Source organism: Cardiobacterium sp. (assembly GCF_057314735.1).
The window spans coordinates 86,038-111,849 of the sequence record NZ_DBHKZK010000013.1 but is presented as its reverse complement, the minus strand read 5'-3'; the positions used below and the strand labels follow the sequence as shown (position 1 = coordinate 111,849).

At 61.3% G+C, this 25,812-nt stretch carries 23 protein-coding genes; 6 read left to right on the top strand and 17 right to left on the bottom strand.

What is annotated here, in order from left to right; all coding sequences use genetic code 11:
- Positions 1 to 30 precede the first annotated feature (30 nt).
- Positions 31 to 240: a heavy-metal-associated domain-containing protein gene (locus ACO54Z_RS01335; protein ID WP_298081228.1), complete on the bottom strand. Its 210-nt coding sequence runs from the start codon at positions 238 to 240 to the stop codon at positions 31 to 33.
- Between the two features lie 92 nt (positions 241 to 332).
- Here ACO54Z_RS01335 and cueR point away from each other — a divergent pair, with 92 nt between their 5' ends.
- Genes cueR through ACO54Z_RS01320 form a run of 3 tightly spaced genes read left to right on the top strand, consistent with a single transcriptional unit; the run spans position 333 to position 2,006 of the window.
- The gene (gene cueR, locus ACO54Z_RS01330; protein ID WP_485995392.1) at positions 333 to 719 is read left to right on the top strand and encodes a Cu(I)-responsive transcriptional regulator; all 387 of its coding nucleotides are present in this window, start codon (positions 333 to 335) and stop codon (positions 717 to 719) included.
- A gap of 2 nt (positions 720 to 721) precedes the next feature.
- Positions 722 to 1,228 (top strand): hypothetical protein, encoded by a 507-nt coding sequence (locus ACO54Z_RS01325; protein ID WP_485995391.1) that lies wholly within the window; start codon positions 722 to 724, stop codon positions 1,226 to 1,228.
- A gap of 31 nt (positions 1,229 to 1,259) precedes the next feature.
- Positions 1,260 to 2,006, top strand: coding sequence for a tetratricopeptide repeat protein (locus ACO54Z_RS01320; protein ID WP_485995390.1), 747 nt, complete (start codon positions 1,260 to 1,262; stop codon positions 2,004 to 2,006).
- Between the two features lie 48 nt (positions 2,007 to 2,054).
- On the opposite strand, the gene ACO54Z_RS01315 is transcribed toward ACO54Z_RS01320, so the two are convergent.
- Genes ACO54Z_RS01315 through oppB form a run of 5 tightly spaced genes read right to left on the bottom strand, consistent with a single transcriptional unit; the run spans position 2,055 to position 6,567 of the window.
- Positions 2,055 to 2,858: an ABC transporter permease gene (locus tag ACO54Z_RS01315; RefSeq protein ID WP_485995389.1), complete on the bottom strand. Its 804-nt coding sequence runs from the start codon at positions 2,856 to 2,858 to the stop codon at positions 2,055 to 2,057.
- Positions 2,855 to 3,085 carry an exodeoxyribonuclease VII small subunit gene (locus ACO54Z_RS01310; RefSeq protein ID WP_298080503.1) on the bottom strand — a complete coding sequence of 77 codons (231 nt, stop codon included), beginning with the start codon at positions 3,083 to 3,085 and terminating at the stop codon, positions 2,855 to 2,857. The genes ACO54Z_RS01315 and ACO54Z_RS01310 overlap by 4 nt, the downstream gene beginning before the upstream one ends.
- A 16-nt stretch (positions 3,086 to 3,101) precedes the next feature.
- Entirely contained in the window at positions 3,102 to 4,715 is a 1,614-nt protein-coding gene (locus ACO54Z_RS01305) for an ABC transporter ATP-binding protein (protein ID WP_485995388.1), read from the bottom strand.
- Between the two features lie 5 nt (positions 4,716 to 4,720).
- Positions 4,721 to 5,608: an ABC transporter permease subunit gene (locus tag ACO54Z_RS01300; protein WP_298080500.1), complete on the bottom strand. Its 888-nt coding sequence runs from the start codon at positions 5,606 to 5,608 to the stop codon at positions 4,721 to 4,723.
- A complete protein-coding gene (gene oppB, locus ACO54Z_RS01295; RefSeq protein ID WP_485995387.1) occupies positions 5,605 to 6,567 on the bottom strand; it encodes an oligopeptide ABC transporter permease OppB in 963 nt (320 codons plus the stop codon). Before oppB ends, ACO54Z_RS01300 begins: the two co-directional genes overlap by 4 nt.
- Before the next feature lie 146 nt (positions 6,568 to 6,713).
- Between oppB and ACO54Z_RS01290 the strand changes: the two genes are divergently transcribed.
- Both ACO54Z_RS01290 and dhaM read left to right on the top strand, forming a co-directional pair.
- Entirely contained in the window at positions 6,714 to 8,309 is a 1,596-nt protein-coding gene (locus ACO54Z_RS01290; RefSeq protein ID WP_485995386.1) for a peptide ABC transporter substrate-binding protein, read from the top strand.
- Positions 8,310 to 8,445: 136 nt separating this feature from the next.
- A complete protein-coding gene (gene dhaM / locus ACO54Z_RS01285; protein ID WP_485995385.1) occupies positions 8,446 to 10,062 on the top strand; it encodes a dihydroxyacetone kinase phosphoryl donor subunit DhaM in 1,617 nt (538 codons plus the stop codon).
- A 140-nt stretch (positions 10,063 to 10,202) separates the two neighbouring features.
- Here dhaM and ACO54Z_RS01280 read toward each other — a convergent pair whose 3' ends face one another.
- The 4 genes from ACO54Z_RS01280 to rlmE are packed head-to-tail and all read right to left on the bottom strand — an operon-like array spanning position 10,203 to position 18,033.
- Positions 10,203 to 14,621, bottom strand: a complete 4,419-nt coding sequence (locus tag ACO54Z_RS01280) for a tetratricopeptide repeat protein (RefSeq protein WP_485995384.1) — start codon at positions 14,619 to 14,621, stop codon at positions 10,203 to 10,205.
- Positions 14,622 to 14,642: 21 nt separating this feature from the next.
- Entirely contained in the window at positions 14,643 to 15,467 is an 825-nt protein-coding gene (gene folP, locus ACO54Z_RS01275) for a dihydropteroate synthase (protein ID WP_485995383.1), read from the bottom strand.
- Entirely contained in the window at positions 15,467 to 17,380 is a 1,914-nt protein-coding gene (gene ftsH, locus ACO54Z_RS01270) for an ATP-dependent zinc metalloprotease FtsH (RefSeq protein ID WP_485995382.1), read from the bottom strand. Before ftsH ends, folP begins: the two co-directional genes overlap by 1 nt.
- 26 nt (positions 17,381 to 17,406) lie before the next feature.
- Entirely contained in the window at positions 17,407 to 18,033 is a 627-nt protein-coding gene (gene rlmE / locus ACO54Z_RS01265) for a 23S rRNA (uridine(2552)-2'-O)-methyltransferase RlmE (RefSeq protein ID WP_298081425.1), read from the bottom strand.
- A 37-nt stretch (positions 18,034 to 18,070) separates the two neighbouring features.
- Here rlmE and yhbY point away from each other — a divergent pair, with 37 nt between their 5' ends.
- The gene (gene yhbY, locus ACO54Z_RS01260; protein WP_485995381.1) at positions 18,071 to 18,367 is read left to right on the top strand and encodes a ribosome assembly RNA-binding protein YhbY; all 297 of its coding nucleotides are present in this window, start codon (positions 18,071 to 18,073) and stop codon (positions 18,365 to 18,367) included.
- Positions 18,368 to 18,428: 61 nt separating this feature from the next.
- On the opposite strand, the gene ACO54Z_RS01255 is transcribed toward yhbY, so the two are convergent.
- The 7 genes from ACO54Z_RS01255 to ACO54Z_RS01225 form a co-directional block, all read right to left on the bottom strand.
- Complete coding sequence (locus ACO54Z_RS01255) at positions 18,429 to 19,622, bottom strand: transferrin-binding protein-like solute binding protein (protein WP_485995380.1); 1,194 nt, start codon at positions 19,620 to 19,622, stop codon at positions 18,429 to 18,431.
- A 135-nt stretch (positions 19,623 to 19,757) separates the two neighbouring features.
- Positions 19,758 to 20,645 carry a DUF808 domain-containing protein gene (locus tag ACO54Z_RS01250; RefSeq protein ID WP_485995379.1) on the bottom strand — a complete coding sequence of 296 codons (888 nt, stop codon included), beginning with the start codon at positions 20,643 to 20,645 and terminating at the stop codon, positions 19,758 to 19,760.
- A 2-nt stretch (positions 20,646 to 20,647) separates the two neighbouring features.
- The gene (gene ybeY / locus ACO54Z_RS01245; protein WP_485995378.1) at positions 20,648 to 21,133 is read right to left on the bottom strand and encodes an rRNA maturation RNase YbeY; all 486 of its coding nucleotides are present in this window, start codon (positions 21,131 to 21,133) and stop codon (positions 20,648 to 20,650) included.
- Complete coding sequence (locus ACO54Z_RS01240; protein ID WP_485995377.1) at positions 21,130 to 22,116, bottom strand: PhoH family protein; 987 nt, start codon at positions 22,114 to 22,116, stop codon at positions 21,130 to 21,132. The genes ybeY and ACO54Z_RS01240 overlap by 4 nt, the downstream gene beginning before the upstream one ends.
- 4 nt (positions 22,117 to 22,120) lie before the next feature.
- A complete protein-coding gene (gene miaB, locus ACO54Z_RS01235; protein WP_485995376.1) occupies positions 22,121 to 23,491 on the bottom strand; it encodes a tRNA (N6-isopentenyl adenosine(37)-C2)-methylthiotransferase MiaB in 1,371 nt (456 codons plus the stop codon).
- Positions 23,492 to 23,521: 30 nt separating this feature from the next.
- Positions 23,522 to 24,355 carry a Cof-type HAD-IIB family hydrolase gene (locus ACO54Z_RS01230; RefSeq protein WP_485995375.1) on the bottom strand — a complete coding sequence of 278 codons (834 nt, stop codon included), beginning with the start codon at positions 24,353 to 24,355 and terminating at the stop codon, positions 23,522 to 23,524.
- A 469-nt stretch (positions 24,356 to 24,824) separates the two neighbouring features.
- Complete coding sequence (locus ACO54Z_RS01225; protein ID WP_485995374.1) at positions 24,825 to 25,808, bottom strand: hypothetical protein; 984 nt, start codon at positions 25,806 to 25,808, stop codon at positions 24,825 to 24,827.
- Positions 25,809 to 25,812 lie beyond the last annotated feature (4 nt).

Genomic DNA, 25,812 nt, shown 5'->3' with positions numbered 1-25,812 from the left:
CCTCCCCCACAGGGGGAGGGGTGTTTTCAATTACAACGACGCCTCATAGCCGCCGTCTTCTACCGCCTCAACCAGCGCGGCCGGGCTGGTCTTCGCCGGGTCAAACGACACCGTCGCGTTTTTGTTTTCCAGGCTAACCTCGGCGCTGGCGACACCATCAACGCCCTGCAAGATGCCGGTCACGCTCTTGACGCAGCCGCCGCAGTTCATACCTTCCACATTCAAAACAACCGTTTGCATAACATTCTCCCAAAGGGTGGAAACACGCAGCATTGCGAAACGCTGCACCGGGACGCACTATAAGCCTTCACCCACGGTCAAGGTCAAGCACGATGAACATCAGCGAAGCGGCGCGGCAGAGCGGCCTCACCGCCAAACAAATCCGCGATTATGAAAAGCAGGGGCTGCTTGCGCCCGCCGCGCGCTCGGAGGCGGGCTACCGCCGCTACGGCGCGGGCGATTTGGCGCGGCTGCACTTTATCCGCCACGCGCGCGAGGTTGGCTTTTCCCTGAAGCAAATCGCCACCCTGCTGCAATTGCAGGAAGACCCGGCGCGGCACGCGGGCGAGGTCAAGCGGCTGACCGCGCAGCACATCGCCGCGCTCAACGCGCAAACGGCGCGCCTGCAAAAGATGGTTGCCGAATTGCAACGCTGGCACGACGCCTGCCACGGCGAGCATCAGCCCGATTGCGCCATTTTGGACGGCTTGCAGGAATAATCATGGCGGACAACATCCATCTGTATCATGCGCCACAGTTGGGCAGTGGCTACGACGGTATAACGTTTGAGATGTCTATTGAAGCCGTGGCAAAGCGGCTGGATATTTGGCCATTTGCGCGCGTGCCAGCTGCCAAGCCACGAGCACTGGGCGAATGCTCTTACCATCAATACCATTTGGGCAAAGACGGCATTTTTGAAGATTTGGCGTGGCGGGGTGAGACGGTCGTGATGACTTTCAAGAATGGCGGATTGCGGCGGATTCTTTTGGGCGCAGGCTGGCAGGGAGAAATCTTCGGGCGGCGCATCGGCGGCTGGATTAGGGAACAGTGGGGCGGGATGAAAATCTGCTTTGATGAGGCGGAAGACGTGCTTTATCTGCAAGACTGCAATGGTGAAGACATTTTTGGGCTGGAGATATGGGCAAGCGGTTTGCCGTTTACCGAAGATGCCGTTCAGCAAATCCGCAATCTCTGTCTTTATGGCAGGGAGCGATATTTTTGCCAATAATTCCGCCTGCTACAACTACCGGAGTCCCCCCGTGAAAACCCGTTCTGCCCTCATCCTCCTCATCCTCGCGGCGGCCGCCCGCGCGGAAATCCGCTGGCAATCGCCGCAGGAAGCCTATCAATCCGGCTATTTCAACGATGCCTTCGACGAATACGGCGGGAAACTGTTCAGCGAAGCGCAAGCGGCGCCGAGACTGGTGGAATTGCTCGCCATTTTCGCCAGCGAAGCGGCAGCGCATCGCGCCCACTGGCAGGGTTGGGACGCGGCAGAGGCGCTTTACCGCGACGGCAAATACGCGGAGGCGCTGGCGGCGTTTCAGCGGCTGGCAGAAAACGGGAACCGCCTTGCCGCGTTGCGCGTTGCCGAGCAGTACCGCCAGGGCAAGGGCGTGGCGGAAAGTAACGAACAGTACCGCGTCTGGTTTGAACAGGCCGTTCCCGGTCTGCCGTATGGCGACTATCCGCGCTATGACCTCGCTGCGCGTCGTGAAGATGCCGAGACCCGCTACGCGGCCGCGCAGATGTATATTTATGGCGCGGGCGTGCGTGAGGATTACTTCACGGCCGCCCGCCTGTTGCAGCCGCTGGCAGAGGCAGGCGACGCGCGGGCAATGAGCGAACTGGGCGGTTTGTATCTGGAAGGCCTGGGCGTGGACGAAGACCGGGCGGCCGGTAAACGCTGGCTGGAAAAAGCGGCGCAGGCGGGCGATGCGGACGCGGCGGAAATATTGCAGATACTGGAACAGGCGGGAAAGCGCCCCGACGGCTTGCAGGAATAATGTGAAAAACCCCGGCGATGACCGGGGTTTTTGGCGGTATGGCGGGCGTTATTGTCGCCTCGTCACGTCAAACAGGCGGCGCAGCGGCTCCAGCAGGCCGTATTCGATGCCCATGATGATGCTGACGATGAGGACGACGTAGGCCATCACGTCCACGGTGTCGAGCATGGCGCGCGCACTCGCTATCGCGCTGCCGATGCCGTTGTCGCTGCCGAGCAGCTCCGCCATCACGGTGATTTTCAGCCCGGTGCCGACGGCGACGATGAGCGCGGGCAGGATTTGTCGCAGGATGTGCGGCAGGTAAAACGCCTTGAGGCGGCGGGCGAGCGGCACGCGGTAGCTGGAGAGCATCTCGGAAAGCGGCGTCGGCAGGGTGGCGACGCTCATTTGTGCGGCGGCGAAGACCAGCGGCAGGGTGGTGATGACCACGGTGAAGATGACGCTGGTGCTGCCCATGTTGTACCAAAAGATGGCGAGCACAATCCAGATGATGGGCGGCGTGCCGAGCAGGGTGGTGACGACAGGGCGGGCGAGCAGGGCGAGGGTGCGGCTGCTGCCGGCGATGAGGCCGGTGCCGATGCCGAGGGTGAGGGCGAGGCCGATGCCGATGGCGGCGCGCTGGAGCGTGAGCAGGACGTTTTGCCGTTCGGCGGCGTTGGCGAGGATGTCTGCGGCGCGGGCGAGGACGGTTTCCGGCGCCGGGATGAGCATCGCCCCCAGTCGCGCATGGCCGTATTGCCACAGCGCGATGGCGGTGAAGAGCGAGGCGAGCGCGGGGAAGATGCCCCAAAGGTAGTCGCTGATGCGCCAGGGAAGCGGGCGGCGCAGCGGTTTGCCGTCTTCGAGAATCATGGCAGGTCGTCGCCGGGGTCGGTGAAGGGGACGAGCGTTTCTTCGCCGTCGGCGTCGTGGCTGAGCATCTGGATGCGCTGTTCGGCGTGCTCCAGTTGTTGCTGGCAGGCGCGGACGAGGCCGATGCCCTGTTCGTAGGCGGCCAGCGTCTGGTCAAGGCTGAGGTCGCCGTTTTCCAGTTGTTTGATCAGCGCTTCGAGTTGTTGCAGTTGTTGTTCGTAGGTCATGGGATGCTCGCGCCGGTTACAGGTCAAACGCCGCCTTGATCAGCCGCTGCGTGTATGCGGTCTGCGGGTCGTTAAAGATTTGCATGGCGCTGCCGCGTTCGACGACTTCGCCCTGTTTCATCACCAGCACTTCGTCGCTCATCGCGCGCACCACCGAGAGGTCGTGGCTGATGAAGATGTAGGAGAGGCGGTATTTTTTTTGCAGCTCGCGCAGGAGTTCGACGACTTTCACCTGGATGGAGCGGTCGAGCGCCGAGGTGGGTTCGTCCAGCAGCACGAATTTGGGTTCGAGGATGACGGCGCGGGCAATGGCGATGCGCTGCCGTTGTCCGCCGGAAAATTCGTGCGGGTAGCGGTTGATCATCGCGGGCGACAGCGACACTTCTTCGAGCATCGCCGCCACTTTGTCGGTGCGTTGTTGGCGCGTCAGTTGCGGCTGGTGGACGAGCAACCCTTCGCCGATGATTTCGCCGATGGTCAGGCGTGGCGAGAGCGAGCCGTAGGGATCCTGAAAGACGATTTGCATGTCGGCTTTGAGTTTTTGCCGCGTTTTTTCGTTGATTTTGGCAAGATCCTGGCCTTCGAAGCGGATGTCGCCGCGATAAGGCAGCATGTGCATCAGCGCTTTGCCGAAGGTGGATTTGCCGGAGCCGGATTCGCCGACGACGCCGATGGTCTGCCCCTGATGCAGGGTGAGGTCTATTCCCTTGACGGCGTGGAAGTTTTTGCGCGGTTTGCCGAAGAAGCTGCGCTCCACGACAAATTCGACGTGGATGTTTTTCGCCTCCAGCAGCACGGCGGCGCCTTCAGGTGGCGGCGCTTTCAGCCCTTTGGGCGTGGCGTTGATAAGTTCGACGGTGTATTCGTGCTGCGGGTCGGCAAAGACTTGTTTGATGCCGCCTTTTTCGACGATTTGGCCGTGGCGCATGACGCAGACGTTTTCGGCGTAGTGTTTGGCGAGCGCCAAATCGTGGGTGATGAAGATAATCGCCATGCCCATGTTGCGCTGGAGTTCGTGCAGCAAATCAAGGATTTCCGCCTGGATGGTGACGTCCAGCGCGGTGGTCGGCTCGTCGGCAATGAGCAGGTCAGGCTCGTTGATGAGCGCCATCGCGATCATGATGCGCTGGAGCTGGCCGCCGGAGAATTCGTGCGGGTATTGTTTCAGGCGGCGCTCGGTTTCGTTGATGCCGACGCGCTCCAGCAGGGTTTTGCAGCGTGCGCGGATTTGTTCGGCAGGCGTTTTCGGGTGGTGCGCGCTGATGGCTTCGCCGAGTTGTTCGCCGATGCGCATGAAGGGGTTGAGCGAGGTCATCGGCTCCTGGAAGATCATGCCGATGCGGTTGCCGCGCAGTTGGCGCAGGGTTTCCGGCGGCGCGTCCAGCATGGAGACGCCTTCAAAGGCGATTTTGGAGTTTGCGCCGTATTCGGTCATGTTGTCCGGGTGCAGGCGGACGATGCTCATCGCGGTCACGGATTTGCCGGAGCCGGATTCGCCGACGAGCGCGAGGGTTTCGCCCTTGTTCAGGCTGAAGCTGACGCCGCGCACGGCGTGCACGGTTTCGCGGTCGAGACGGAATTTGACGTCGAGGTTGTCGATGGTGAGGAGAGGGGTATTGTTCGTGGTCATCGTGCTTACCGGTCTTTGGGGTCAAGGGCGTCGCGCAGGCCGTCGCCGACGAAGTTGAAGCAAAAGAGGATGGTGGCGAGGATAAAGGCCGGGAAGATGAGCATCCACGGCGCGGTTTCCATGCGGTCGGCGCCTTCGGAGATGAGGACGCCGAGGCTGGTCATCGGCTCTTGTACGCCGAGGCCGAGGAAGCTCAGGAAGCTTTCGGTAAGGATGACGGCGGGGATGGTCAGCGTCACATACACGATGACGGTGCCGAGGGTGTTCGGCACGATGTGGCGTTTGACGATGCTGCCGGTGGAGACGCCCAGCACTTCGGCGGCGGCGACAAATTCCTTGTGGCGCAGGCTCATCGCCTGGCCACGCACGATGCGCGCCATCGTCAGCCATTCAATCGCGCCAATGGCGGCAAACATCAGATAAATGTTCTTGCCGAAGAAGGTCATCAGCAAAATGACGAAGAACATGAACGGCATGGCATAAAGCACATCCACCACGCGCATCATGATGCTGTCGGTGCGACCGCCCATGTAGCCGGCAATCGCGCCATAGGCGACGCCGATTATCAGACTGACCGTGGTCGCGCACAGGCCGACCAGAAGCGAGATTCGGATGCCGAACATGGTGCGCACGAAAAGGTCGCGCCCGTTGCTGTCGGTGCCAAACCAGTGGCCGTTTTCAATACTCGGCGGCGAGGGAAAATCAATGTCCCAAAAGACCTCGTCCAGGGCAAAGGGGCGCAGGTGCGGGGTAATCAGCGCCGCGCCCGCCATCAGCAGCAGGATGACGATGGAGACCATCGCCGCCTTGTTTTTAACCAGACGGCGCCAGGCTTGTTGCCACAGGCTTTGCCCCTTTTGGGCGGTGGCGGGGGTGGTGACGGAATTGCTCATGAACGTAATCTCACTTTCGGGTCAAGGAAGGCATAGGCGAGGTCAACCAGCAGGTTGAACAACAAAATCAGCGCGCCGTAGAAGACAACCACGCCAAGCACCAGCGTGTAATCGCGGTTGAGCGCGCCATTGACGAAAAAGCGGCCGATGCCGGGAATATCAAAAATCTTCTCGATGATGACCGAACCCGTCATCACCGCCGCGCAGGCCGGACCGAGATAACTCACCACCGGCATCAGCGCCGGTTTCAGACAGTGGCGGAGAATCACCTTCCATTCCGGCAAGCCCTTGGCGCGGGCGGTGCGCACATGGTTGGTGTGCAGCACCTCAATCATCGAGCCGCGCATCATCCGCGAAATATAGGCAATCTGCGGCAGGGCGAGACACGCCACCGGCAGAATCGCCTGCGACAGCCCGTACTCGCCCCAACCGGCGGTACGCGGCAGCCAGTCGGCGTTCCAGCCATGCTCCTGCAACCACAGGCGCAACGACACCGCAATGCCCAATTTCAACAGCGCCGCCATGACAAAACTGGGGATGGTAATACCCACCATCGCAACCGCCATCACCGAATAATCCACGCGCGTGTTTTGCCGTATTGCCGCACAAATGCCCAAAAGCGAACCAATCACCACGGCAATAAAAATGGCGGTAATGCCCAGCTCCGCCGAAACCAAAAAACCGTCAGCGATCATCTCGTTGACGGTGCGGTCAGCGTACTGGAAAGACGGGCCAAAATCGCCCTGCGCCACATTGCCCATATAGCGGAAATACTGCTGATAAAGCGGCTCATCCAGATGATAAACGCGGTTCAGGTTCGCCTCAATTTCCGGCGGGATCTTGCGCTCCTGGTCGAACGGCCCGCCCGGTGCGGCGCGCACCATAAAAAACGCCAACGTAATGATGACAAACAACGTCGGAATCGCAACCAGCAGGCGGCGGAAAAGATACTGGAACATAAGCAACCCCTTTAACACATTAAAAATCATGATGATAAAAAAAAACTTGCGCCAAGGCGCATATGGATAATAACCCATGAATAGTTAATATGGTAGGCTGAAAAGCCCACCCACCCACAAAAATCCACAACACCGGAGAAAACGCCATGAAAAACCAAAAAAAACCGCTCATCCTCCTGCTCACCGCCGCCATTGCCACCCTCGCCCAGGCGGCGAATGCCGAAAGCGTGCTGCGCCGGGGCAACGGCAGCGAGCCGCACAGCATTGACCCGCAGACCGCAGAAGGCGTGCCGGAATCGAACATCCTGCGCGACCTCTTTGAAGGCCTCATCGGCGAAGACGCGAGCGGCAACCTCGTCCCCGGCGTCGCCGAAAAATGGGAAATCTCCGCAGACGGCAAAACCTACACCTTCCACCTGCGCCACAACGCCAAATGGAGCGACGGCACCCCGCTCACCGCACACGACTTCGTCTATGGCTGGCAGCGCGCCGTTGACCCCGCGACCGGCAGCCACTACAGCTTCCTCCTCTACCCCATCAAAAACGCGAAAAAAATCGCCGAAGGCGAGCTGAAAGACGCGACACAATTGGGCGTAAAAGCCACCGACGACCACACCCTCGTCGCCGAACTCGAAGGGCCGACGCCGTACTTCCTCGGCCTCCTGACCCACGCCACCGCCTACCCCGCGCCCAAAGCCGCCATCGAAAAACACGGCAAAAAATGGACGCGCCCGGAAAACCTCGTCAGCAACGGCCCGTTCAAACTCGACAACTGGCAGCCGAACGCCCAACTCACCGTCGCCAAATCCGACCAATACTGGGACAAAGAGGCCGTCAAACTGGATAAAGTCATCTACTACCCGACCGAAAACCAAACCAGCGACATGAACCGCTACCGCGCCGGCGAAGTCGATATGACCTACGAAATCCCCAACGACCAAATCAAAATGCTGCGGGAAAACTTCAAAGACGAACTCAAAATCAGCTCCTACCTCGGCACCTACTACTACGGCTTCAACCTCACCCGCCCGCCGTTCAAGGACAACCCGAAACTGCGCGAAGCGCTGACCCTCGCCATTGACCGCGACATCATCACCGACAAAGTCACCGGCGTTGGCGAAAAACCGGCATACAGCTTCGTCCCGCCCGGCATCAACGGCTACGACCACTACACCCCGGAATACGCCACCCTGGACAAAGCCGCGCGCATCGAAAAAGCGAAAAAACTCTACGAAGAAGCGGGCTACGGCAAAGACAAGCCGCTGAAAGTGGATCTCCTCTACAACACCAACGAGAACCACAAAAAAATCGCGGTCGCGGTTGCCGCCATGTGGAAACAAAACCTGGGCGTACAAACCAACCTGACCAACCAGGAATGGAAAGTCTTCCTCACCACCCGCACCGAGAAAAAACAAACCGAAGCCTTCCGCGCGGGCTGGATAGGTGACTACAACGACGCCTACAGCTTCCTCGAACTGTTCCAGTCCAAGAGCGGGCTGAACGACAGCGGCTACGCCAGCGAAAAATACGACGCGCTGCTCGCCCAGGCCGGACAGGAACAGGACATGGCCAAACGCGCTGCTATCCTGAAAGAGGCAGAAAAAATGCTGACCGACGACTACCCCGTCGCCCCAATCTACAGCTACGTCACCAAACGCCTGGTCAAGCCGTATGTCAAAGGCTACGCGGACGAAAACGTCATGGATCACCGCTCCTCCAAATATATGTGGATTGAAAAATAAGCGGGTGCGGGCGATATACATACAGAGGAGCGCTACCCTACATGTATATATAACCATCCGCCGCTTCCAATGACACAACAAAAACCGCTCTCCGGGGCGGTTTTTGCCATTCCAATCACACCAGCGAAAACCCCCTATGATTCACCTCATCCTCGTCTCGCACCACACCGACATCGCGCGCGGCATCGCCGCCCTCGCCGCACAAATGAGCGCCGCGCCCGACACCATCCACACCGCCGCCGGCATTGACGACGCCGACAACCCCGTCGGCACCGACGCGGTGCGCATCATGCAGGCCATCGAGGACGCCGCCAACCCGGACGGCATCCTCATCCTCGTTGACCTCGGCAGCGCCATTTTGAGCGCACAAACCGCGCTTGACCTGCTCGACGACCCCGCGCTGGCCGCCCGCTGCCGCATCAGCCCCGCACCGCTGGTGGAAGGCGCCATCAGCGCCGCCGTTGCCGCCAGCAGCGGTGCCGACCTTGCCACTGTCGCCCGCGAAGCAGAGCAGGCGCTCGTCGCCAAACAGGCGGCGTTGGGCGAAAACAGCGCTATCCCTGACGAAGCGGGCGGGAAAAATAACCCCCTCCCCTGCGAAGCGGGGGAGGGTTGGGGAGGGGGTGTGAAAACATCGCACAGCGACAACCTTCCGACGGGCGACACCGCCACCATCACCCTCACCAACCGCGACGGCCTGCACGCCCGCCCCGCCGCCCGCCTCGCCGCCGCGCTCGCGCCGTACCAATCCCGCCTCATCCTCACTTGCAGCGACAAACAGGCAGACGGCAAAAGCCTGAACCAGCTCGCGCTGCTGCAAGCGCGCTGCGGCGACCGCCTCACCCTGCACGCCGACGGCGACGATGCGGAAGCCGCGCTGCAAACCTTCCGCGCGCTCGCTGCCGCCAACTTCGGCGACCCGGCAGAGAGTGGCGACGGCAAACTGCTCGCCCGCGCGACCCCCGCCAACGCCGCCACCATCCGCGCCGCCGTCTGGCGCTGCGCGCCGCCGCAACACGATGGCAACGCGCTGCACGCCGACCGCGCCGCCTTTACTGAAGCCGTTGCCGCCGTCGCCACCCGCCTTGAGACGCTACAAAACCAAACCGCCGCCCGCCTCGGCGCGGCAGCAGGCGACATCTTCGCCGCGCACACACAACTGCTCGCCGAACTGGGTGATGCGACCCTGGAATGTGTTTCCCGTTTGAATCCGCCTCCCCTGCGAAGCGGGGGAGGGGAAGGGCACGCCGCGGAAAATGCGAATGCATTTTTCGCGGGAGCCCGGGGAGAGGGTGTGAAAAACCGCGTAGCGACCGCACCCGAAACGAATGACAAACATCCCCCCACACATGACGCCGCCAACTACGCCGCCGCTTGGCAACAAGAAACCGCAAACGCCGCCGCCGCCCTTGCCGCCTTGCCTGACCCCTACCTGCGCGCCCGCGCCGCCGACATTGCCGACCTCGCGCAACAAGTGCTGGCGCAGCTTGCTAACGCGCCCGAAGCTATCGCGCCGGGCAATGCGCCCTTTATCCTCGTCGCGCGCGATCTCTATCCCTCGCGCGCCGCGACCCTGCCCGCAAACTGCCTTGCCGTCGTCCTCGCCGATGGCGACCCGCGCAGCCACGCCGCGCTGCTGTGCCAGGCGGCACAACGCCCGTATTACCACGGCGCGGGCGACGCCGTCCTCGCCCTCGCCGACGGGCAAATTCTCGAAATCACGCGCGACAGCGGCGAGATTCGCCAGCCGTAGGGTGTGTGGCCGCGCAGCGGACACGCACGCATTGTTGCCGCAAAAAGCGCGTGATAGCGGTGATAAACGACGTCCACGGTGTCATCGCAAGTGGTGAAAAAAAGCCGGAGCAATCCGGTTTTTTGGTGGGTGAGCGGGTATCAGGGGCTTTGTGTCGCGTTGGCGGCGGAGGGCGCGTATCGTTTGGCGCGGTATTCGGTTTCGAGTAGTTGCAGGGCGGCGGCGGCTGCCACATCGCCCCGCTCGGCGGCGCGAGACAGCCAGCGGCGGGCATCAATGCGGTTGTCGTGTTCGAGGTAGATCATGCCCACCTGGTACTGTCTGGCGGCATCGCCTTTGGTGCCGGCTTTTTCCAGCCACGGCATCGTGGCAGTTTTGTGGTATTTGGCGGCCGCCAGGTTGTCGTAGTAGCGCAAGGCCAGGGCGATTTGCGCGTCTTCATGTTCTTGTTCGGCGGCACGCCGCAGCCAGTAGTCTGCCTCGGTCGGGTTTTGGGCGACGCCTTCGCCTTTGCGGTAGCGCAGGGCCAGTTGGTATTGCGCGCTGGCACTGCCTGCTTCTGCCGCCTGTCGTAGTGCGGCAGCGGGCGGGGTGGTTTCTGCTGTCAGGGCGTCAATGGCGCGCAGGACGGATGGCGCTTGCGGGTTGCCCTGCGCGGCGGCGCGTTGTAGCCAGTAGCGGGCGGTGGTGTATTCGCCGCTGCTAAAGTAGGTCATGCCGACTTGATAGCGGGTATCGCGTCCGCCCGCCGCTGCTGCTTTGTCCAGCCATTGGTGTGCGGTTTTGGGGTCTTTGGGGGAGCCACTGCTGCCGTGGTAGTAGTGCTGTCCCAGCCAGTATTGGGCGTCAAGGTCGCCGTTTTCTGCCGCCTGTTGCAGCCAGTAGTCTGCTTCCCGCCGGTTTTGGTGAACGCCTGCAAGGTGGCGCAGCGACAGGCGGTATTGGGCGGTGGCGTCGCCCGCTTTGGCTCTTTGGCGCAAGGTGTCAAAGGCTTCAAAGACGGGATAGATGTCTTTGAAGCATTGTCCGGTTTGGATCATGAGCAGGTCCGGCACGACGAAACTGCCGCCATCGGCGGCTTGTTGTAGCCAGTGTCGGGCGGCGGCGATGTCGCCGCTGTCGTAGTATTGTCGTCCCAGACGGGTTTGGGCGGTCGCGTCGCCCTGGGCCGCGTCGCATTGTCGCCGGTATTCGGCTCGTGCGCCGTTTGGCTCGGCGTAGTAGCAGGGCAGGAGGCCTTGCGCCCCGGTATCGCCCGCTTCGGCGTGTTGTCGCAGGGCGGTTTCGACGTCAACCGGCGGCGCCTGTTTTCGGTTTGTCAGGTGTTCGATGTTATTCAGCAAGTGGGCGGCGATGTCGGCGTGGATGTTGTCGCTGGCGGCGACGGGTTGCAGCCAGCGGCGGGCGTCGTCGTAGTCCTCATTGAAGTAGTAGCGCCAGCCGACATTAAACTGTATGTCCGGGTCGCCATGTGCAGCGGCTTTGTCCAGCCATACGTGTGCGGCTGTACGGTCTTTTTTGATGCCCATCCAGCCGTCGTAGTAGCGCTCGCCCAGCCAGTATTGGGCATCGGCGTCGCCGTTTCCTGCTGCCTGTTGTAACCAGCGGTTTGCCGTTTCCTGGTCTTGTTTGACGCCATCACCCAGGCTGTAGCGGAAGTAAAGCTGGTACTGCGCCCGGGCATCGCCTGTTTCGGCGCGCCGTTGCCATTCGGCGGCTTCGGCAGCAGGGTCGCGTGGTGGTTCGGCGATGGCATCACGCGGCGATGCGGCGGTATTGGCCGGGGCTGCCGGGCGCTTTTTGCCTTGCGCGCGGCCAATGGTATCCAGTAGGCTGACGGCCATGCTGGCGTAGTCGCTTTCACTGGTAACGACAGGCTGTAGCCAGCGGCGGGCATCGTCGTAGTCGCTCCCGAAAAAGTATTCCATGCCGATCAGGAATCGCATATCGCTGTCGCCTTGTGCTGCCGCTTTTTCCAACCATTCCCGCCCGATGCGTTTGTCCTGGCGGAATTCGGCAAAACATCCGTTGTAGTAACACACGCCCAACCGGTATTGGGCTTCAACATTGTCATTTTCTGCCGCCTGTTGCAGCCAGCGGTTTGCCGTTTCCTGATTTTTCTCAATGCCATAGCCATAGCGGGAACGCCAGAAAAGCTCGTATTGCGCTTGGGCGTCGCCACGCATCGCCGCTTGTTCCAGCCAGTAGGAGGCGCGCATTTGTGTGCCGTCGTCTGTGCCGCTTTTTTGGTAAAGCATTCCGAGGGCGGTCATGGCGTCGCGTTCGTGTGCGGCGGCTTTGGTGAGCCAGTAGTGCGCGATGATGTCGCTGCGCGGGACGCCGTCACCATAATGATAGAGGTGGGCGAGGTTGTAGCGGGCGTCGTTGTCGTTCAGGCGGGCGGCGGCGGTGTAGTACTGCGCGGCGCGTTGCGGGTTGCGGGCGACGCCTTCGCCGCTGTCGTAGAGGACGCCGAGGTTGTACAGGGTGTAGCTGTCCTGGCCATATGCGGTTTGGGATTTTCGCCACCAGTAGTGCGCCAGACGGGCGTCTTTTTTGCCGGTTTCGCCTTTGTACCAGGCGTCGCCGAGGGCAATCTGCGCCAGCCAGTCGCCTGCGAGTGCCCGTTTTTGGCGTTCTTTGAAGGTTTTGGCATGGGACGCAAGCGGGTTTTCGCCTTGCCAGAATTTGATGTTGTGCCGGGGCGGCCAGGGCGTGGCCGTGTTTTCGGCGAGGGCAGCGGCAGGCGCGGGCGGATGGTTGCCGACCGTTCCGGGCGGTGGCAGCGGCGTGGCCCTGCCGCGTTGCAGGTCGTTCATCATTTCCAGTACTGGCAGCACGGTGCGGTCGCCGTGGTCGGCGAGCTGCCGGAGCCAACGGCGGGCGTTGTGGTAGTCGTCATGCTCAAGGTAGGTCATGCCGGTTTGTTTTTGCAGGTCGCGATCGCCCCGCGTTGCGGCTTGTTCCAGCCAGTAGCGGGCGGTGGTTTCGTCTTGTGCGTTGTCTGCCGTGTCGTCGTAGTAATGGTTGCCCAGCCAGTATTGGGCGGCGGCATGGCCGTTTTGTGCCGCCTGCCGCAGCCAGTGGTTGGCGCTGTCGCGGTTTTGGGCGATGCCGTCGCCCGTGGCGTAGTGCCAGGAGAGCTGGTATTGGGCGGCCGCCGCGGTGGCGGCGATGCGTGCGGGGGGTGTCGCCCCCGGCGGTGCGGGGGCGGTTTCGAGCCAGGCGCGGGCGACGGGATGTCCCCAGTAAGCGGCTTCTTGCCAATGTTGGCGTACTTCGTTCGGCTGCGGGGGTTGGTAACCCGGCAGTTTGTGTTGTTCGATGAGGGCGGTCAGGTAGGCGGCATCGGCGCAGTAGTCGGCAGGCGGGTTTTCGTCTTCGTGGCAATGTTGCAGGAATCCGGAGAAGGCGTTGTGGGCGGCGTTGGGGTTTCCCGGTTCGCGCCAGTCGCTGTGGGATTTGCCGATGAGGTACTGCGCGACGGGGTCGCCTTTTTTGCCCGCGTGCCAGTATTTGCGCGCCGTGGTGTAATCCGGCGGGCGGGCGTCGGCGTAGATTTGGCCCAGTTCGCGGTAAGCGCTGCTGTCGCCTTTTTCGGCGGCGGCGAGGTACCAGTGTTCTGCCTGGGGGCGGTCGGCGGCGTCGCGGTAATGGCGGGCGAGCGCCTGCATCGCATCGGTGCTGCCCTGGGCGGCGGCAACCTGCCACCATTTCAGCGCAGCTTCCTCGTCGCGGGCGATGCCGTCGCCGTGGGCGTAATGGTTGGCGAGTGCGACCTGCGCCTGCGTATCGCCGTGCATCGCGGCCTGTTCGGTTTGTTCGATGGCGGTCAGGCCGCTGTTGTCGGTGTTTTCTGTGCCGGTTTGGGCGGTGGCTGCCGCCCGTTGCCATTTTGCTGCGATTGCCGGGTCACGGGCGACGCCTTCGCCACGCGCGTAGAGACCGGCGAGTTCGGCCTGCGCCTGCGGATGGCCGCGCATCGCCGCCTGTTCCAGCCAGTAGAAGGCGAGGGCGTGCTGGCCGTCGCCGCTGATGCCAAGTGAGCCCTGCTGGTACAGGCTGCCGAGGGCGTACATCGCGTCGCGGTCGCCCTGGGCGGCGGCTTTTTCCTGCCAGTCGCGCGCGATGTAGGCGTTTTGCGGCACGCCCTTGCCGTCGCGGTAGAGGTTGCCGAGGTTGTATTGGGCGGAGATGAAGCCCTGTTGGGCGGCTTTGCGGTACCACTGCGCGGCAAGGCGATAGTTCTGGCTGACGCCACGGCCTTCGTCGTAGAGCACGCCGAGGTTGTATTGGGCGATGCGCTGTCCCTGCGCCGCCGCTTTTTCCCACCAGTAGCGTGCTTGGTCGTAATTGACGGTGCCAGCACTGCCGTTGATCCAGGCAATGCCGAGGTTGAACTGGGCGTCGGCGTTGCCCGCTTCCGCCTGTTGGCGCAGCGGTCGCAGCGCGGGGTTTTGCGGATGCGACGTCGTCGTCAATGCTGGCGGGGGTAGCAGCGGGAGTTGGTCGGGCGGTGCGGCAAGACCGAGGAGCATAAGCAGGGCGGCGAAGTCCATGAGCGTCCTCCGGGATGGCGCTTAGCCGCGCAAGGCGTGGGTAATGCGCAGCGCGTCGCGGGTCGCGGCGACGTCGTGGACGCGCACGATGTCTGCGCCCTGCCAGGCGGCCAGCGCCGCCAGGGTGACGCTGCCGTGCAGGCGTTCGCCGACGGGCGCGTTGTGCAGGTAGTGGCCGATGGTGGATTTGCGCGAGACACCGAGCAGCAGCGGGTAGCGGTCATGTTTGAAGCGGCGGCATTCGCGCACCAGCGCCATGTTTTGCGCCGGGGTTTTGCCGAAGCCAAAGCCGGGGTCGAGGATGAGGCGGTCGGCGGCGATGCCCGCTTCGATGCAGGCGGCGACGCGCGCTTGCAGGTAGCTGTCCACTTCGGTGACGACGTCGGCGTAGTCGGTGTTGTCCTGCATGGTGTCGGGCATCCCGCGCATATGCATCAGGCAGATGGCAACGTCGGGGTAGCGCGCGAGCAGTTCGAGGGCGCCGTCGTCTTCCAGGCCGTGCACGTCGTTGATGAGGTCAACGCCAAGTTCGAGCATCGCCGCCATCACCGCCGTTTTTTTGGTGTCAATCGAAACGGGGCGCGTGCCGTCAGCGACCAGCGCTTGCACGATGGGCGTCAGGCGGGCGATTTCTTCCTCTGCTGGCACTTCGCGCGCACCGGGGCGGGTGGATTCGGCGCCGATGTCGATGATGTCCGCGCCGTCGGCAATCATCTGCCGCGCGTGGGCAAGGGCGCGGGCGGGGTTAAGCCAGGCGCCGCCGTCGGAAAATGAATCGGGCGTGCTGTTCAGCACGCCCATCAGGTTGGTGTGGCTCAGGTCGAGCGTGAAGCGACCGCAACGCATCAGTGTTGCTCCGCCGGTTTGTCGTGGCCACCGAGCGAGAAGTCGTCGTGGTGGCTTTGCGGCTTGTCGTCCGCCGGGCCGTCCCAGTCGGCAGGCTCGCGTACCGGGCGGCGCGCCATCAGGTCATCAATCTGGCCTTCGTCGATGGTTTCGTATTTGATGAGCGCTGCGGTCATGCTGTGCAGGATGTCCATGTTGTCTTTCAGGATTTTTTCGGCGCGCGCGTAGTTGCGGTCGATGATGCCCCGGATTTCGGTGTCGATGTTGTGCGCGGTTTCGTCGGAGACGTTTTTGTGCTGCGTCACCGAGCGGCCAAGGAAGACTTCGCCTTCTTCTTCACCGTAGGCGAGCGGCCCCAGTTTTTCCGACAGTCCCCAGCGGGTGACCATGCTGCGCGCGATGGCGGTGGCGCGTTCGATGTCGTTGGAGGCGCCGGTGGAAACCTGGTCTTCGCCGTAAATCAGCGCTTCGGCGATGCGGCCGCCGTAGAGGGTGGCAATCTGGCTTTCGAGGCGTTGTTTGGAGTAGCTGTAGCGGTCCTGTTCGGGCAGGAACATGGTGACGCCGAGGGCGCGGCCACGCGGGATGATGGTGACTTTATACACCGGGTCATGCTCCGGCACGATGCGACCGACGATGCAGTGTCCCGCTTCGTGGTAGGCGGTCATTTCTTTTTCTTTGTCGCTCATCACCATCGAGCGGCGTTCGGCGCCCATCATGATTTTGTCCTTGGCGTCTTCCATGTCCTGCATGGTGATTTTTTGCCGGTTGCGCCGTGCGGCAAAGAGCGCCGCTTCGTTGGTGAGGTTGGCGAGATCGGCGCCAGAGAAGCCGGGCGTGCCGCGCGCGATGTCAAACGGTTTGACGGCATCATCGAACGGCTTTTTGCGCATATGCACTTTGAGGATTTGTTCGCGCCCTTTGAGGTCGGGCAGGCCGACGACGACTTGGCGGTCAAAGCGACCGGGGCGCAGCAGCGCGGGGTCGAGGACGTCCGGGCGGTTGGTGGCGGCAATAACGATGACGCCTTCGTTGCCTTCAAAGCCGTCCATTTCCACGAGGAGCTGGTTCAGCGTCTGTTCGCGTTCGTCGTGTCCGCCGCCGAGACCGGCGCCGCGTTGGCGGCCAACGGCGTCAATTTCGTCAATAAAGATGATGCAGGGCGCGTGTTTTTTCGCTTCTTCAAACATATCGCGCACGCGCGAGGCACCAACGCCAACGAACATTTCGACGAAATCAGAGCCGGAGATGGTGAAGAACGGCACTTTTGCCTCACCGGCAATCGCACGCGCGAGGAGGGTTTTACCGGTGCCGGGCGGGCCGACCATGAGCAGGCCGCGCGGGATTTGTCCGCCCAAACGGCTGAATTTGCTCGGATCGCGCAGGAATTCGACCATCTCGACAACGTCCGCTTTCGCTTCGTCCGCGCCGGCGACATCGGCAAACGTTACCTTGATTTTGTCTTCCGGGATCAGACGGGCGCGGCTTTTGCCGAAGGAAAACGCGCCGCCTTTGCCGCCGCCCTGAATCTGGCGGGTAGTGAACATGAAGAGACCGATGAGCAGCAAAATCGGCAGCAAATTGACGAGGATGCGGGTAAAGAGGCTTTCTTTTTCCAGCGGTTCGCTGCTGATGTTTACCTTGTTGGCGCGCAGATCGCCGATGAGGGCGCGGGTATCGGTCGCCTCGGGGTTGTTGGTGGTGTAGCGCCCGCCACTGCGGTCGGTGAAGCTGATGCGCGCGTTTTGCAGGTCAATCGCCGCGCTTTGCACTTCGCCGTTGTCCACGCGGTCAAGGAACTGCGAATAGCTGACTTCGCGCGTGTTGCCGGAGGTGCCGAATTTGCCCATCTCGCCGACGAGCAGCAGGAACAGCAGGATCAAGCCGCCCCAGACCAGTAATGATTTCCGCATATCGTTCAAAATTTTATCCTCTCAATTCAAGACTTGCGGCCAAACCCGCGTGCCAGCAGGTAGGTTTCCTGACTGCGCGCGCGCGAGGCTTCGGGCTTGCGCGTCTGCACGGTCAAAAATTGGCTTTTCAAAGAGCGCAGTAGTGTATCAAACCCGGGGCCGTGGAAGATTTTTGTTAAGAAATCTCCACCCGGTGCGAGGCGGCTCTGCGCGAAATCCAGCGCCAGCTCGACCAGGTACATACTTTTCGCCTGATCAACGCTGCGCACGCCGCTAGTATTGGGGGCCATGTCGGAAATCACAAGGTTGACCGCGCTGTCGCCGAGTTCGGCATAGAGCGCGTCCAGCACCGCCTGTTCGCGGAAATCGCCCTGGATGAAGGTGACATCGGCCAGGGCGTCCATCGGCAAAATATCCAGCGCAATCATCCGTCCGCGCCCATTCAAGCATTGCGCCACATATTGCGACCAGCCGCCCGGTGCCGCGCCGAGTTCCACCACCACCATGCCGGGGCGGATGAGGCGGTCTTTTTCCTGAATTTCCATCAGTTTGTACACCGCGCGCGAGCGGTAGCCTTCCTGCTGCGCCTTTTGTACATAAATATCGTTGAAATGTTCTTTCAGCCAGCGCTGACTTGTTTTGCTGCGTGCCATTGTCTTACCATACGCGGAAATTCAACAGGATATAAAAATGTTAAGCAAAAACCAAATCCGTTTTTTGAAAGCGCAGGCGCATCATTTGCACCCGGTGGTATTGATTGGTGCCAATAGCGTGAGTGAAGGCGTGGACCGCGAAATTGACCGCGCGCTCGACAGCCATGAGCTGATTAAAGTGAAATTGGGCAATATTGAAGACGTCATTCAGGCGGAAATGATTGCCCATATTACAGAAACGCATCAGGCGGAATTTGTGCAGAAGATTGGTCATACCGCCGTTTTTTACCGGCACAATAAAGAAAAGGCCAAGATTGTTTTGCCTAAAGACTGAATGCGGAAGTTAATAAAAAAGGCGGGGGAATCCCGCCTTTTTTACGCAAGCGTTGGGGCAATTAACGTCTGCCACCAAAACCGCCAACGTAGTGGACTGCTTCGCCTTTGGCATCCTGACCGTGCAGACCGTAAACCCCGCCGATTTCTTCGGCAGCCGGGCCGTAGAAGCGACCTTTCATGTCACCGGAGAGACCGTTGGCAGCACGCATCGTGCCGTTGAAGTCGCCAGTGCCTTCTGCCCATGACGCTGAACCGTTCAGGTTAAGGTCGGGACGGTCTTCAATGACGTGACCGAAGGCGCCAAATTCGTGCAGGACAGAGGTATCAGTCGTTTCGTAGCTCAGGTTGCGTGCACCAAAATCAGCGTGGATTTTGTTGTGCGCGGTGACTTGTGCCGAGTTGTAATAGGCGTGGGTGATACCGGTGTAATCCGCGCCATCAGCGGTCGGCATTTCACTGCCTTTGGTCGGGCGACCAATGCTTTGATAGCCGAGGATAACGTCACGACGGTTTTTCAGGTAGCTGCCGTTGGCACCACCGAAGAAGTTACCAAAAGTTTGATAACTCCAGCCGGCAGCGGAAGGGCTGCGGAAATAGGAAGACAGGTATTGTTGTTTGTTTTGTACCAGTGTCGGGTTGGCAAACAGGAGTACTTCGTTGAATTCACGACCAATGGAACCACCGAAATCTTGCAGCTCGCCATTGACACGTTTGCGGGTAATCTTGCTGATACCGGCATCTTTCGGAATGTTGGCATTGCCGTCAATGGTGCCGGAAGCCAAAATGGAGTGATAAACGCCATTGATGTCCTGCATCATCACCGGATCCAGACCATTATCTTGCTGCTGATTCTGGTTGTTTTGGTTATTTTTGTTATTTTCTTTCGCCAATCCGCTGCATTTGCTCTTCGCGCAGATTTCACTAACGATACCCGGCTGGTCATAGGCGAGGCGGTCGGTGTTGTCAATCTTGCCGTTGCCGTTGTTATCGACGGAAACGACGGTCGGACTCAGTTGTTGGCCGATACCGTCCTGGCCATCGGTCAGGAATTTGTTCATGGCCGGATCATTTCTGTCAATCTGTTTCGGCGGCGTACCCTGTTTCTGTTGTTGATCAGCGTCCGAGCCTTTGGGCGGGGTGAGGAAGCCGATGTGATTGTCATGTCCGGCGATGGTGTCGCTGCCACAGGCGCTGAGCAAGGCGACGCTGAGGATGGACAGCATCCATTGCGGTTTCATCTTTTTCCGTTGCATAGGTATCTCCATAGCGGGTTGGTTAAAAGGGATTAACTTACGTTAAGGTGGATAATCATACATTATCGTAACCGAAAAGCAAGAACTTTAGCCCCGCAGGCGATGTGCTGTTGTGCGGCTGCGACAGCGTCCGCTTTAGCCTTTTGCGGGTCGGATTTTGGCAAGGATGGCGGTGGCGGCATAGAGCGCGAGGCCGACCACGCTGCCGACGCCGACGGAAAGGGCGGCATCCACCCACCACGCAGCGAATCCGCCCATGCCCGCCGTCCAGTGTTGTGCGAGGTGGTGCAGCGCGGCGATGTTTTCCACCCAAAGGTGGCCGCCGACGATGAACATTGCCGCCGTTCCCGCGACCGACAGCGCTTTCAGCAGTTTCGGCGCGAACCACAGCAGCGCCCGCCCCGCCGCTTGCAACAGCCGGGACGGTTTTCCGCGCCAGTAGAGGCCGAGGTCGTCGATTTTGACAATCAGCGCGACCACGCCATAGACGGCGGCGGTGAGAATGAGTGCGACGGCGGAGAGGCCGAGGATTTGCGTCCAAAGCGGCTGACCGACAAAACTCGCCAGCGCGATGACGACGATTTCCAGCGAGAGGATGAAGTCGGTGCGGATGGCGGCGCGGATTTTTTCTTGTTCGATCAGCGCCGGGTCGCGCGTGTCTTCGTGCGTGTCCGCGTGGGCATCGTCGTGATGCAGCAGGCGGTGCAGGATTTTTTCGACGCCTTCGTAGCAGAGGTAGGCGCCGCCAATCATCAACACCAGCGGCACGGCGGCAGGCAAAAAGGCGCTCAGGAGAAAGGCGGCGGGGACGATGATGGCTTTGTTGAGCAGCGAGCCTTTGCTCACCGCCCAAATAATCGGCAACTCACGGCTGGCGTGGAGACCGGTGAGCTGGTTGGCGTTGAGCGCGAGGTCATCGCCGAGTACGCCCGCCGTTTTTTTGGTGGCGATTTTGGTCATCGCCGCGACGTCATCGAGCAGTGAGGCGACGTCGTCCAAGAGCGCGAAGAATCCGCCCGCCATCGTCAGCCCTCCACCGGCGCGGGCGTTTCCGCGTAGGGGTCGGCGTAACCGAGTTTGGCGAGGATTTCGCGTTCGGTGTTTTCCATTTTTTCCGCTTCTTCGTCTTCGATGTGGTCGTAACCCAAAAGATGCAGAAATCCGTGGATGACGATGTGCGCCCAATGCGCTTCCATCGTTTTTTTCTGCTCTTTCGCTTCACGGTTGACGACGGCGGCGGCAATGACCACGTCGCCCAACAGGCGCGGTTCTTCCGGCAAATCCCAGTCGCAGGGGAAGGAGAGGACGTTGGTCGGGTAATCCTTGCCGCGATAGTCGCGGTTCAGCTCCTGCATTTCGTCGTTGTCAACGAGGCGGATGGTCAGCTCCAGCGCTTCTTCAATGGCGAGCGTTGCGCGTGCGGTTTCCAGCCAGCGTTGCAGGCGTTTTTCGCTGGGAAAGCGTTCATCGTTGCCGAGTTCTTCGGTTTGGTAGTCAATGGTCAGGCTCATGGTGTCGGTTTTTCGTCGGGTTGTTCGGCGGCGGCGTAGGCTTCGACGATGCGCTGCACCAGCGGGTGGCGCACCACGTCCTGCGCGGCAAAGCGGGTGAAGGAGATGCCGTCCACGCCGTCAAGGATGCGGGCGGCGTGTTTCAGGCCGCTGGTCACGCCTTTCGGCAGGTCGATTTGTGTCGCGTCTCCAGTAATCACGGCGGTCGAGCCGAAGCCGAGGCGGGTCAGAAACATTTTCATCTGCTCAACGGTGGTGTTTTGCGCCTCATCAAGGATGATGAAGGCATCGTTCAGGGTACGGCCGCGCATGAAGGCGAGCGGCGCGATTTCGATGACGCCGCGCTCCATCAGCTTGGCGACGCGCTCGCCGCCGAGCATATCGTTCAGCGCGTCGTAGAGCGGGCGCAGGTAGGGGTCAACTTTTTGCGTCATGTCGCCGGGAAGGAAGCCAAGGCGTTCGCCCGCTTCCACCGCCGGGCGCACCAGCACCAGTTTGCGCACTTTGTCTTCGGCGAGATAGGAAACGGCGGCGGCGACAGCGAGATAGGTCTTGCCCGTCCCCGCCGGGCCGATGCCGAAATTGACCGCATGCTCAAAGATGCGGCGCAGATAGCGGCGCTGGTTCGAGCCACGCCCGCTGATGGTGCCGCGCCGCGTTTCGATGCGGATGTCCTTGCCCTCGTCGCGCGCGGCAATTTCTCCGGCGAGCGTCGCCCCCGCATCGCGCAGGGCGAGGTGGACATCATCGGCGTTGAGCACGCCGCTGCCGGTCTGCGCGTAAAGGTTTTCGATGACGAAACGCGCCTGCGCGCAGCGCCCCTCGTCGCCTTCCACCTGAAAAAGATGGCCACGGTTGCCAATCTGCACGTGCAACTGTTCCTCAATCAGGCGCAAATGCGCGTTCAACTGCCCGACCAGCTCGCCCAGGCGGGTTTGGTCTTGCGGCGCAAGCTGAAACGCCAAAATATGCTTGTCACTCATAACATCAAGCGCTGTAACGCTGCGGGGCGCGCTGCCCTTCCGCCTCAATCAGGCGGCCGCGCAGCGAATTCTTGTAAGCAGCGGTAATCTGCACCTTGGCGAAGCGGCCGATGAGCGACTGCGGCGCCTGGAAATTGACGACGCGGTTGTTCTCGGTGCGGCCGCAAACCTCTTTCGCATTCTTCTTCGAGATGCCATCAACCAGCACCCACTGCTCGCTGCCGACCATATCGGCAGAAATCTGCGCCGCCATCTGCAAGATGCGCGCCTGCAAGCGGGCAAGCCGCGCTTTCTTCACCTCCATCGGAATGCGGTCGGGCATCGCCGCCGCCGGGGTACCGGGGCGCGGGCTGTAAATAAAGCTGAAGGAAGTGTCGTAAAACACGTCCTCAATCAACTGCATCGTCGCCTCAAAATCCGCGTCTTCCTCGCCGGGGAAACCGACGATGAAATCCGAAGAAAAGCTGATATTGGGGCGGATTTCGCGCAGCCGCGCCAGCTTCTCCTTGTACGCCGCCGCCTTGTGGCCGCGCTTCATCAGCGCCAGCACCTTGTCCGAACCGCTCTGCACCGGCAAATGCAGATGGCTGACGAGCTGCGGCACGCGGCGGTAAACCTCAATCAGGCTGTCGGTGAACTCCACCGGGTGCGACGTGGTAAAGCGGATGCGGTCAATGCCGTCAATGGCGGCGACATACTCAATCAGCAGCGCCAAATCGGCGGTGCCGCCGTCAAACAGCGCGCCGCGATAGGCATTGACGTTCTGGCCGAGCAGGTTGATTTCGCGCACGCCCTGCGCGGCAAGCGAGGCGCATTCGGCGATGACGTCGTCAAACGGGCGGCTGACCTCCTCGCCGCGCGTATAAGGCACGACGCAGAAGGTGCAATACTTGGAGCAGCCTTCCATGACCGAGACGAACGCGGTCGGCCCTTCGGCGCGCGGCTCCGGCAGATGGTCAAACTTCTCGATTTCCGGGAACGACACATCAACCACGCCGTCGCGCTTCTCCTGCGCCTCGCTGATGAGATTGGGCAGGCGGTGCAGCGTCTGCGGGCCGAAGACCACATCGACCGCCGGCGCGCGGCGGCGCAGCTCCTCGCCCTCCTGCGAGGCGACACAACCGCCGACGGCGATGATGACGTGCGGCTTGGCATCCTTGAGCGGCTTCCAGCGGCCAATCTGCGAAAACACCTTCTCCTGCGCCTTCTCGCGGATGGAGCAAGTGTTGAGCAGCAAAATATCGGCCTCCTCCGGCGTATCGACTGGGGTGATGCCATGCGAAACCTTGAGTACGGCGAGCATCTTGGACGAGTCGTACTCGTTCATCTGGCAGCCATGCGTTTCAATATAAACGTGTTTCAGTAGTTGCGACATGATTGATATAAGAATGAAAAACGGCGCGCATTATAGCGAGTTCGCCCCAGCCGCGCGCAAATCCCCCGCCGTCAGCACGCCCAAATCCAGCAACGCGCGGGCGATACCGTCCTCCTCCAGCGTGCCGGTAATGTGCGACGCGACCGCTTTCAGCGCGTCGCAGGCATCGCCCATCGCCACCGCGCAGCCGACTGCGGCGAACATCTCCACATCATTCAGACCGTCGCCGAATGCCATCGTCTCCTGTGGTGCAAAGCCGAGCGCGGCGCAGGCGTCCGCAATGCCGCGCGCCTTGCTGCCGTCCGCGTGCAGCAAATCCACCGCGCTGGCGTGGCTGCGCACGCTGCGGTAACGCCCGCCGTGGTCGGCGAGAATCGCCTGCAATGCCGCTTCCTCCTCAACAGGCGCCAGCACAATCATTTGATGCACCGCGTGTTCGCGGAAATAGTCGGGGGCGACGATGTAGCAGGGATAGCCGCGCAGGACGCGATGACTGCTGCCGCGCGAGCGCCCCGCCGCCATGTGGCGCTCGGAGACGAAGGTGTATTCCCAGTCGTGCGCGCGGAAAGCGCGGATGAGCGATTCAATATCGGCGACGGGCAGGGGATGCGCGGAGAGGACACGGTCGCCGAGGCGGTTGTACTGGCCGTTGCTGGAGACGACCAGCGCAATCTCGCCAGATGCCACCAGTTGCGCGATGCGTGGCGGCAGGGCGGCATAACCGCGCCCGGTGGCAATCGCCGGGACGATGCCGCGGGTGCGCAGCGCGGCGATGGCGGCGAGGGTGGAAGGCGGGACGAAATCGCTGCGGTGGTCGTAGAGGGTGCGGTCGATGTCGAAAAAGATGGCGCGGGGCGTGTTCATGGGAATCTCTCAAGGGTGGCAATGGATTTATAGCAATCCTCACAAAGCCCTGTACGGCGTTGCGCCGCCTCGCCGTACAAAAGCGTACTGTCTTCGGCGGCGCGCCTTGTACAGAACTTTGTGAGTATCGCTATATGGCGCGTACCGGCGGGCGGACATCAGGAATCGTCCGTCCGGCGGACAAGACGGGCGGTATTGTAAACACACCCTAACCCAACCTGCGTGGTCTGCACATAAAACAAAAATGGAATCGTAGGGTGTATGCCACAGGCACGCACGCGGTTTCCGATGCAAAATTCCCGCGTGCGTGTTGGCTGAGCCGCCACGCGCCCTACGCACAGAATCCGCCATAGGGTGCGCCTTGTACAGAGCGTTGTGAGTATCGCTGCGACAAGCAGCGCGGCGCAAGGGCAACCTCATGCACGGTAACTGCCCCATAGCGCATGAGCTGTCGGAGCGGACAGTAGCGTCAGCGGTTGCGGCGTATCAGGATGGCTGCAAGGAGCGCGACGAGGGCGGCGGCAAGCAGCGGCGGGATGAACACCTGTGCCGTCCACCAGCCACGCGAGCCGGACGGATGCCCAGGCGCGAGGAGAATTTCGCGGGGCGGCGCCTGATGCAGGCCGCCTGCCGTTCGCCAGTCCATCGGCAAATGGCTGCTGACGGGAAATTCGCGCCCGCTCCAGTCGCCGGTCGCCAGCACGGTGTACGGCGCCTGTTGCGGGATGACGCGCTCCGGCAGTTTCCGCGGGCTTTCCCAGATAATTTCTCCGGCCTGGCACGTCCAGCCCGTCCACAGCGCGACGCCATCGCGCGCGCATTGTACCTGGCGGGCGGTGCCGTGACCGCGCACTTCCGCTTCGATACCGCCGCCCTGCGAACCTGCAATGCGTTCCGCGATGCCAACCAGCGCCGCGACGAAGAACACGAGGGCAACGAGCGTGCCTGCTGTTACGGCTATCCGGGGTTCATTTTGTTTGGGCGCCTTTTTGCCGTGGGGTGACGCGGCTGCGTTTTGAAGTGCGTCCGCATCAAAACGGCATTCGACACGGTATTTGTGCTTCTGTTTATGGCCTGAATACAGGGTCACGACTTTTTTCAGCGCCTGTATGGCGTCTTCTCGCGGGACATTTTTGCCTGTCCCGGCATGGCGCAATTTCCATATGTACAGATAGCTGCCGTCTTCAAGAATTTGCCGCCCGTCCATGGAATTGCTATCGACAAATTCTATTATGAATGTGCAGCGATTATCTTCGGTAATCGCCGGGAATTGCAGATATACGCTGCGGGCGCAACTGCCCTCGGCAATTTCCATGACGTGCGGCGTTCTCACACAGGCAATGATATTGCGCGCCTTGTCCTCAAAGAAAAGATCCCTTTCCTGATCCAGACAGAATGTCTTTGCAATTTGTTGTGCGGCGGGTGTGTTGCCAGGGATTTCCCGGAATGCCATGTTT

What these genes read in the sequence shown, in the direction of transcription:
- ACO54Z_RS01335 (WP_298081228.1), bottom strand. Translation starts at nt 240, where the DNA reads ATGCAAACGGTTGTTTTGAATGTGGAAGGTATGAACTGCGGCGGCTGC.
- cueR (WP_485995392.1), top strand. Translation starts at nt 333, where the DNA reads ATGAACATCAGCGAAGCGGCGCGGCAGAGCGGCCTCACCGCCAAACAA.
- ACO54Z_RS01325 (WP_485995391.1), top strand. Translation starts at nt 722, where the DNA reads ATGGCGGACAACATCCATCTGTATCATGCGCCACAGTTGGGCAGTGGC.
- ACO54Z_RS01315 (WP_485995389.1), bottom strand. Translation starts at nt 2,858, where the DNA reads ATGATTCTCGAAGACGGCAAACCGCTGCGCCGCCCGCTTCCCTGGCGC.
- ACO54Z_RS01310 (WP_298080503.1), bottom strand. Translation starts at nt 3,085, where the DNA reads ATGACCTACGAACAACAACTGCAACAACTCGAAGCGCTGATCAAACAA.
- ACO54Z_RS01305 (WP_485995388.1), bottom strand. Translation starts at nt 4,715, where the DNA reads ATGACCACGAACAATACCCCTCTCCTCACCATCGACAACCTCGACGTC.
- ACO54Z_RS01300 (WP_298080500.1), bottom strand. Translation starts at nt 5,608, where the DNA reads ATGAGCAATTCCGTCACCACCCCCGCCACCGCCCAAAAGGGGCAAAGC.
- oppB (WP_485995387.1), bottom strand. Translation starts at nt 6,567, where the DNA reads ATGTTCCAGTATCTTTTCCGCCGCCTGCTGGTTGCGATTCCGACGTTG.
- ACO54Z_RS01290 (WP_485995386.1), top strand. Translation starts at nt 6,714, where the DNA reads ATGAAAAACCAAAAAAAACCGCTCATCCTCCTGCTCACCGCCGCCATT.
- dhaM (WP_485995385.1), top strand. Translation starts at nt 8,446, where the DNA reads ATGATTCACCTCATCCTCGTCTCGCACCACACCGACATCGCGCGCGGC.
- ACO54Z_RS01280 (WP_485995384.1), bottom strand. Translation starts at nt 14,621, where the DNA reads ATGGACTTCGCCGCCCTGCTTATGCTCCTCGGTCTTGCCGCACCGCCC.
- folP (WP_485995383.1), bottom strand. Translation starts at nt 15,467, where the DNA reads ATGCGTTGCGGTCGCTTCACGCTCGACCTGAGCCACACCAACCTGATG.
- ftsH (WP_485995382.1), bottom strand. Translation starts at nt 17,380, where the DNA reads ATGCGGAAATCATTACTGGTCTGGGGCGGCTTGATCCTGCTGTTCCTG.
- rlmE (WP_298081425.1), bottom strand. Translation starts at nt 18,033, where the DNA reads ATGGCACGCAGCAAAACAAGTCAGCGCTGGCTGAAAGAACATTTCAAC.
- yhbY (WP_485995381.1), top strand. Translation starts at nt 18,071, where the DNA reads ATGTTAAGCAAAAACCAAATCCGTTTTTTGAAAGCGCAGGCGCATCAT.
- ACO54Z_RS01255 (WP_485995380.1), bottom strand. Translation starts at nt 19,622, where the DNA reads ATGCAACGGAAAAAGATGAAACCGCAATGGATGCTGTCCATCCTCAGC.
- ACO54Z_RS01250 (WP_485995379.1), bottom strand. Translation starts at nt 20,645, where the DNA reads ATGGCGGGCGGATTCTTCGCGCTCTTGGACGACGTCGCCTCACTGCTC.
- ybeY (WP_485995378.1), bottom strand. Translation starts at nt 21,133, where the DNA reads ATGAGCCTGACCATTGACTACCAAACCGAAGAACTCGGCAACGATGAA.
- ACO54Z_RS01240 (WP_485995377.1), bottom strand. Translation starts at nt 22,116, where the DNA reads ATGAGTGACAAGCATATTTTGGCGTTTCAGCTTGCGCCGCAAGACCAA.
- miaB (WP_485995376.1), bottom strand. Translation starts at nt 23,491, where the DNA reads ATGTCGCAACTACTGAAACACGTTTATATTGAAACGCATGGCTGCCAG.
- ACO54Z_RS01230 (WP_485995375.1), bottom strand. Translation starts at nt 24,355, where the DNA reads ATGAACACGCCCCGCGCCATCTTTTTCGACATCGACCGCACCCTCTAC.
- ACO54Z_RS01225 (WP_485995374.1), bottom strand. Translation starts at nt 25,808, where the DNA reads ATGGCATTCCGGGAAATCCCTGGCAACACACCCGCCGCACAACAAATT.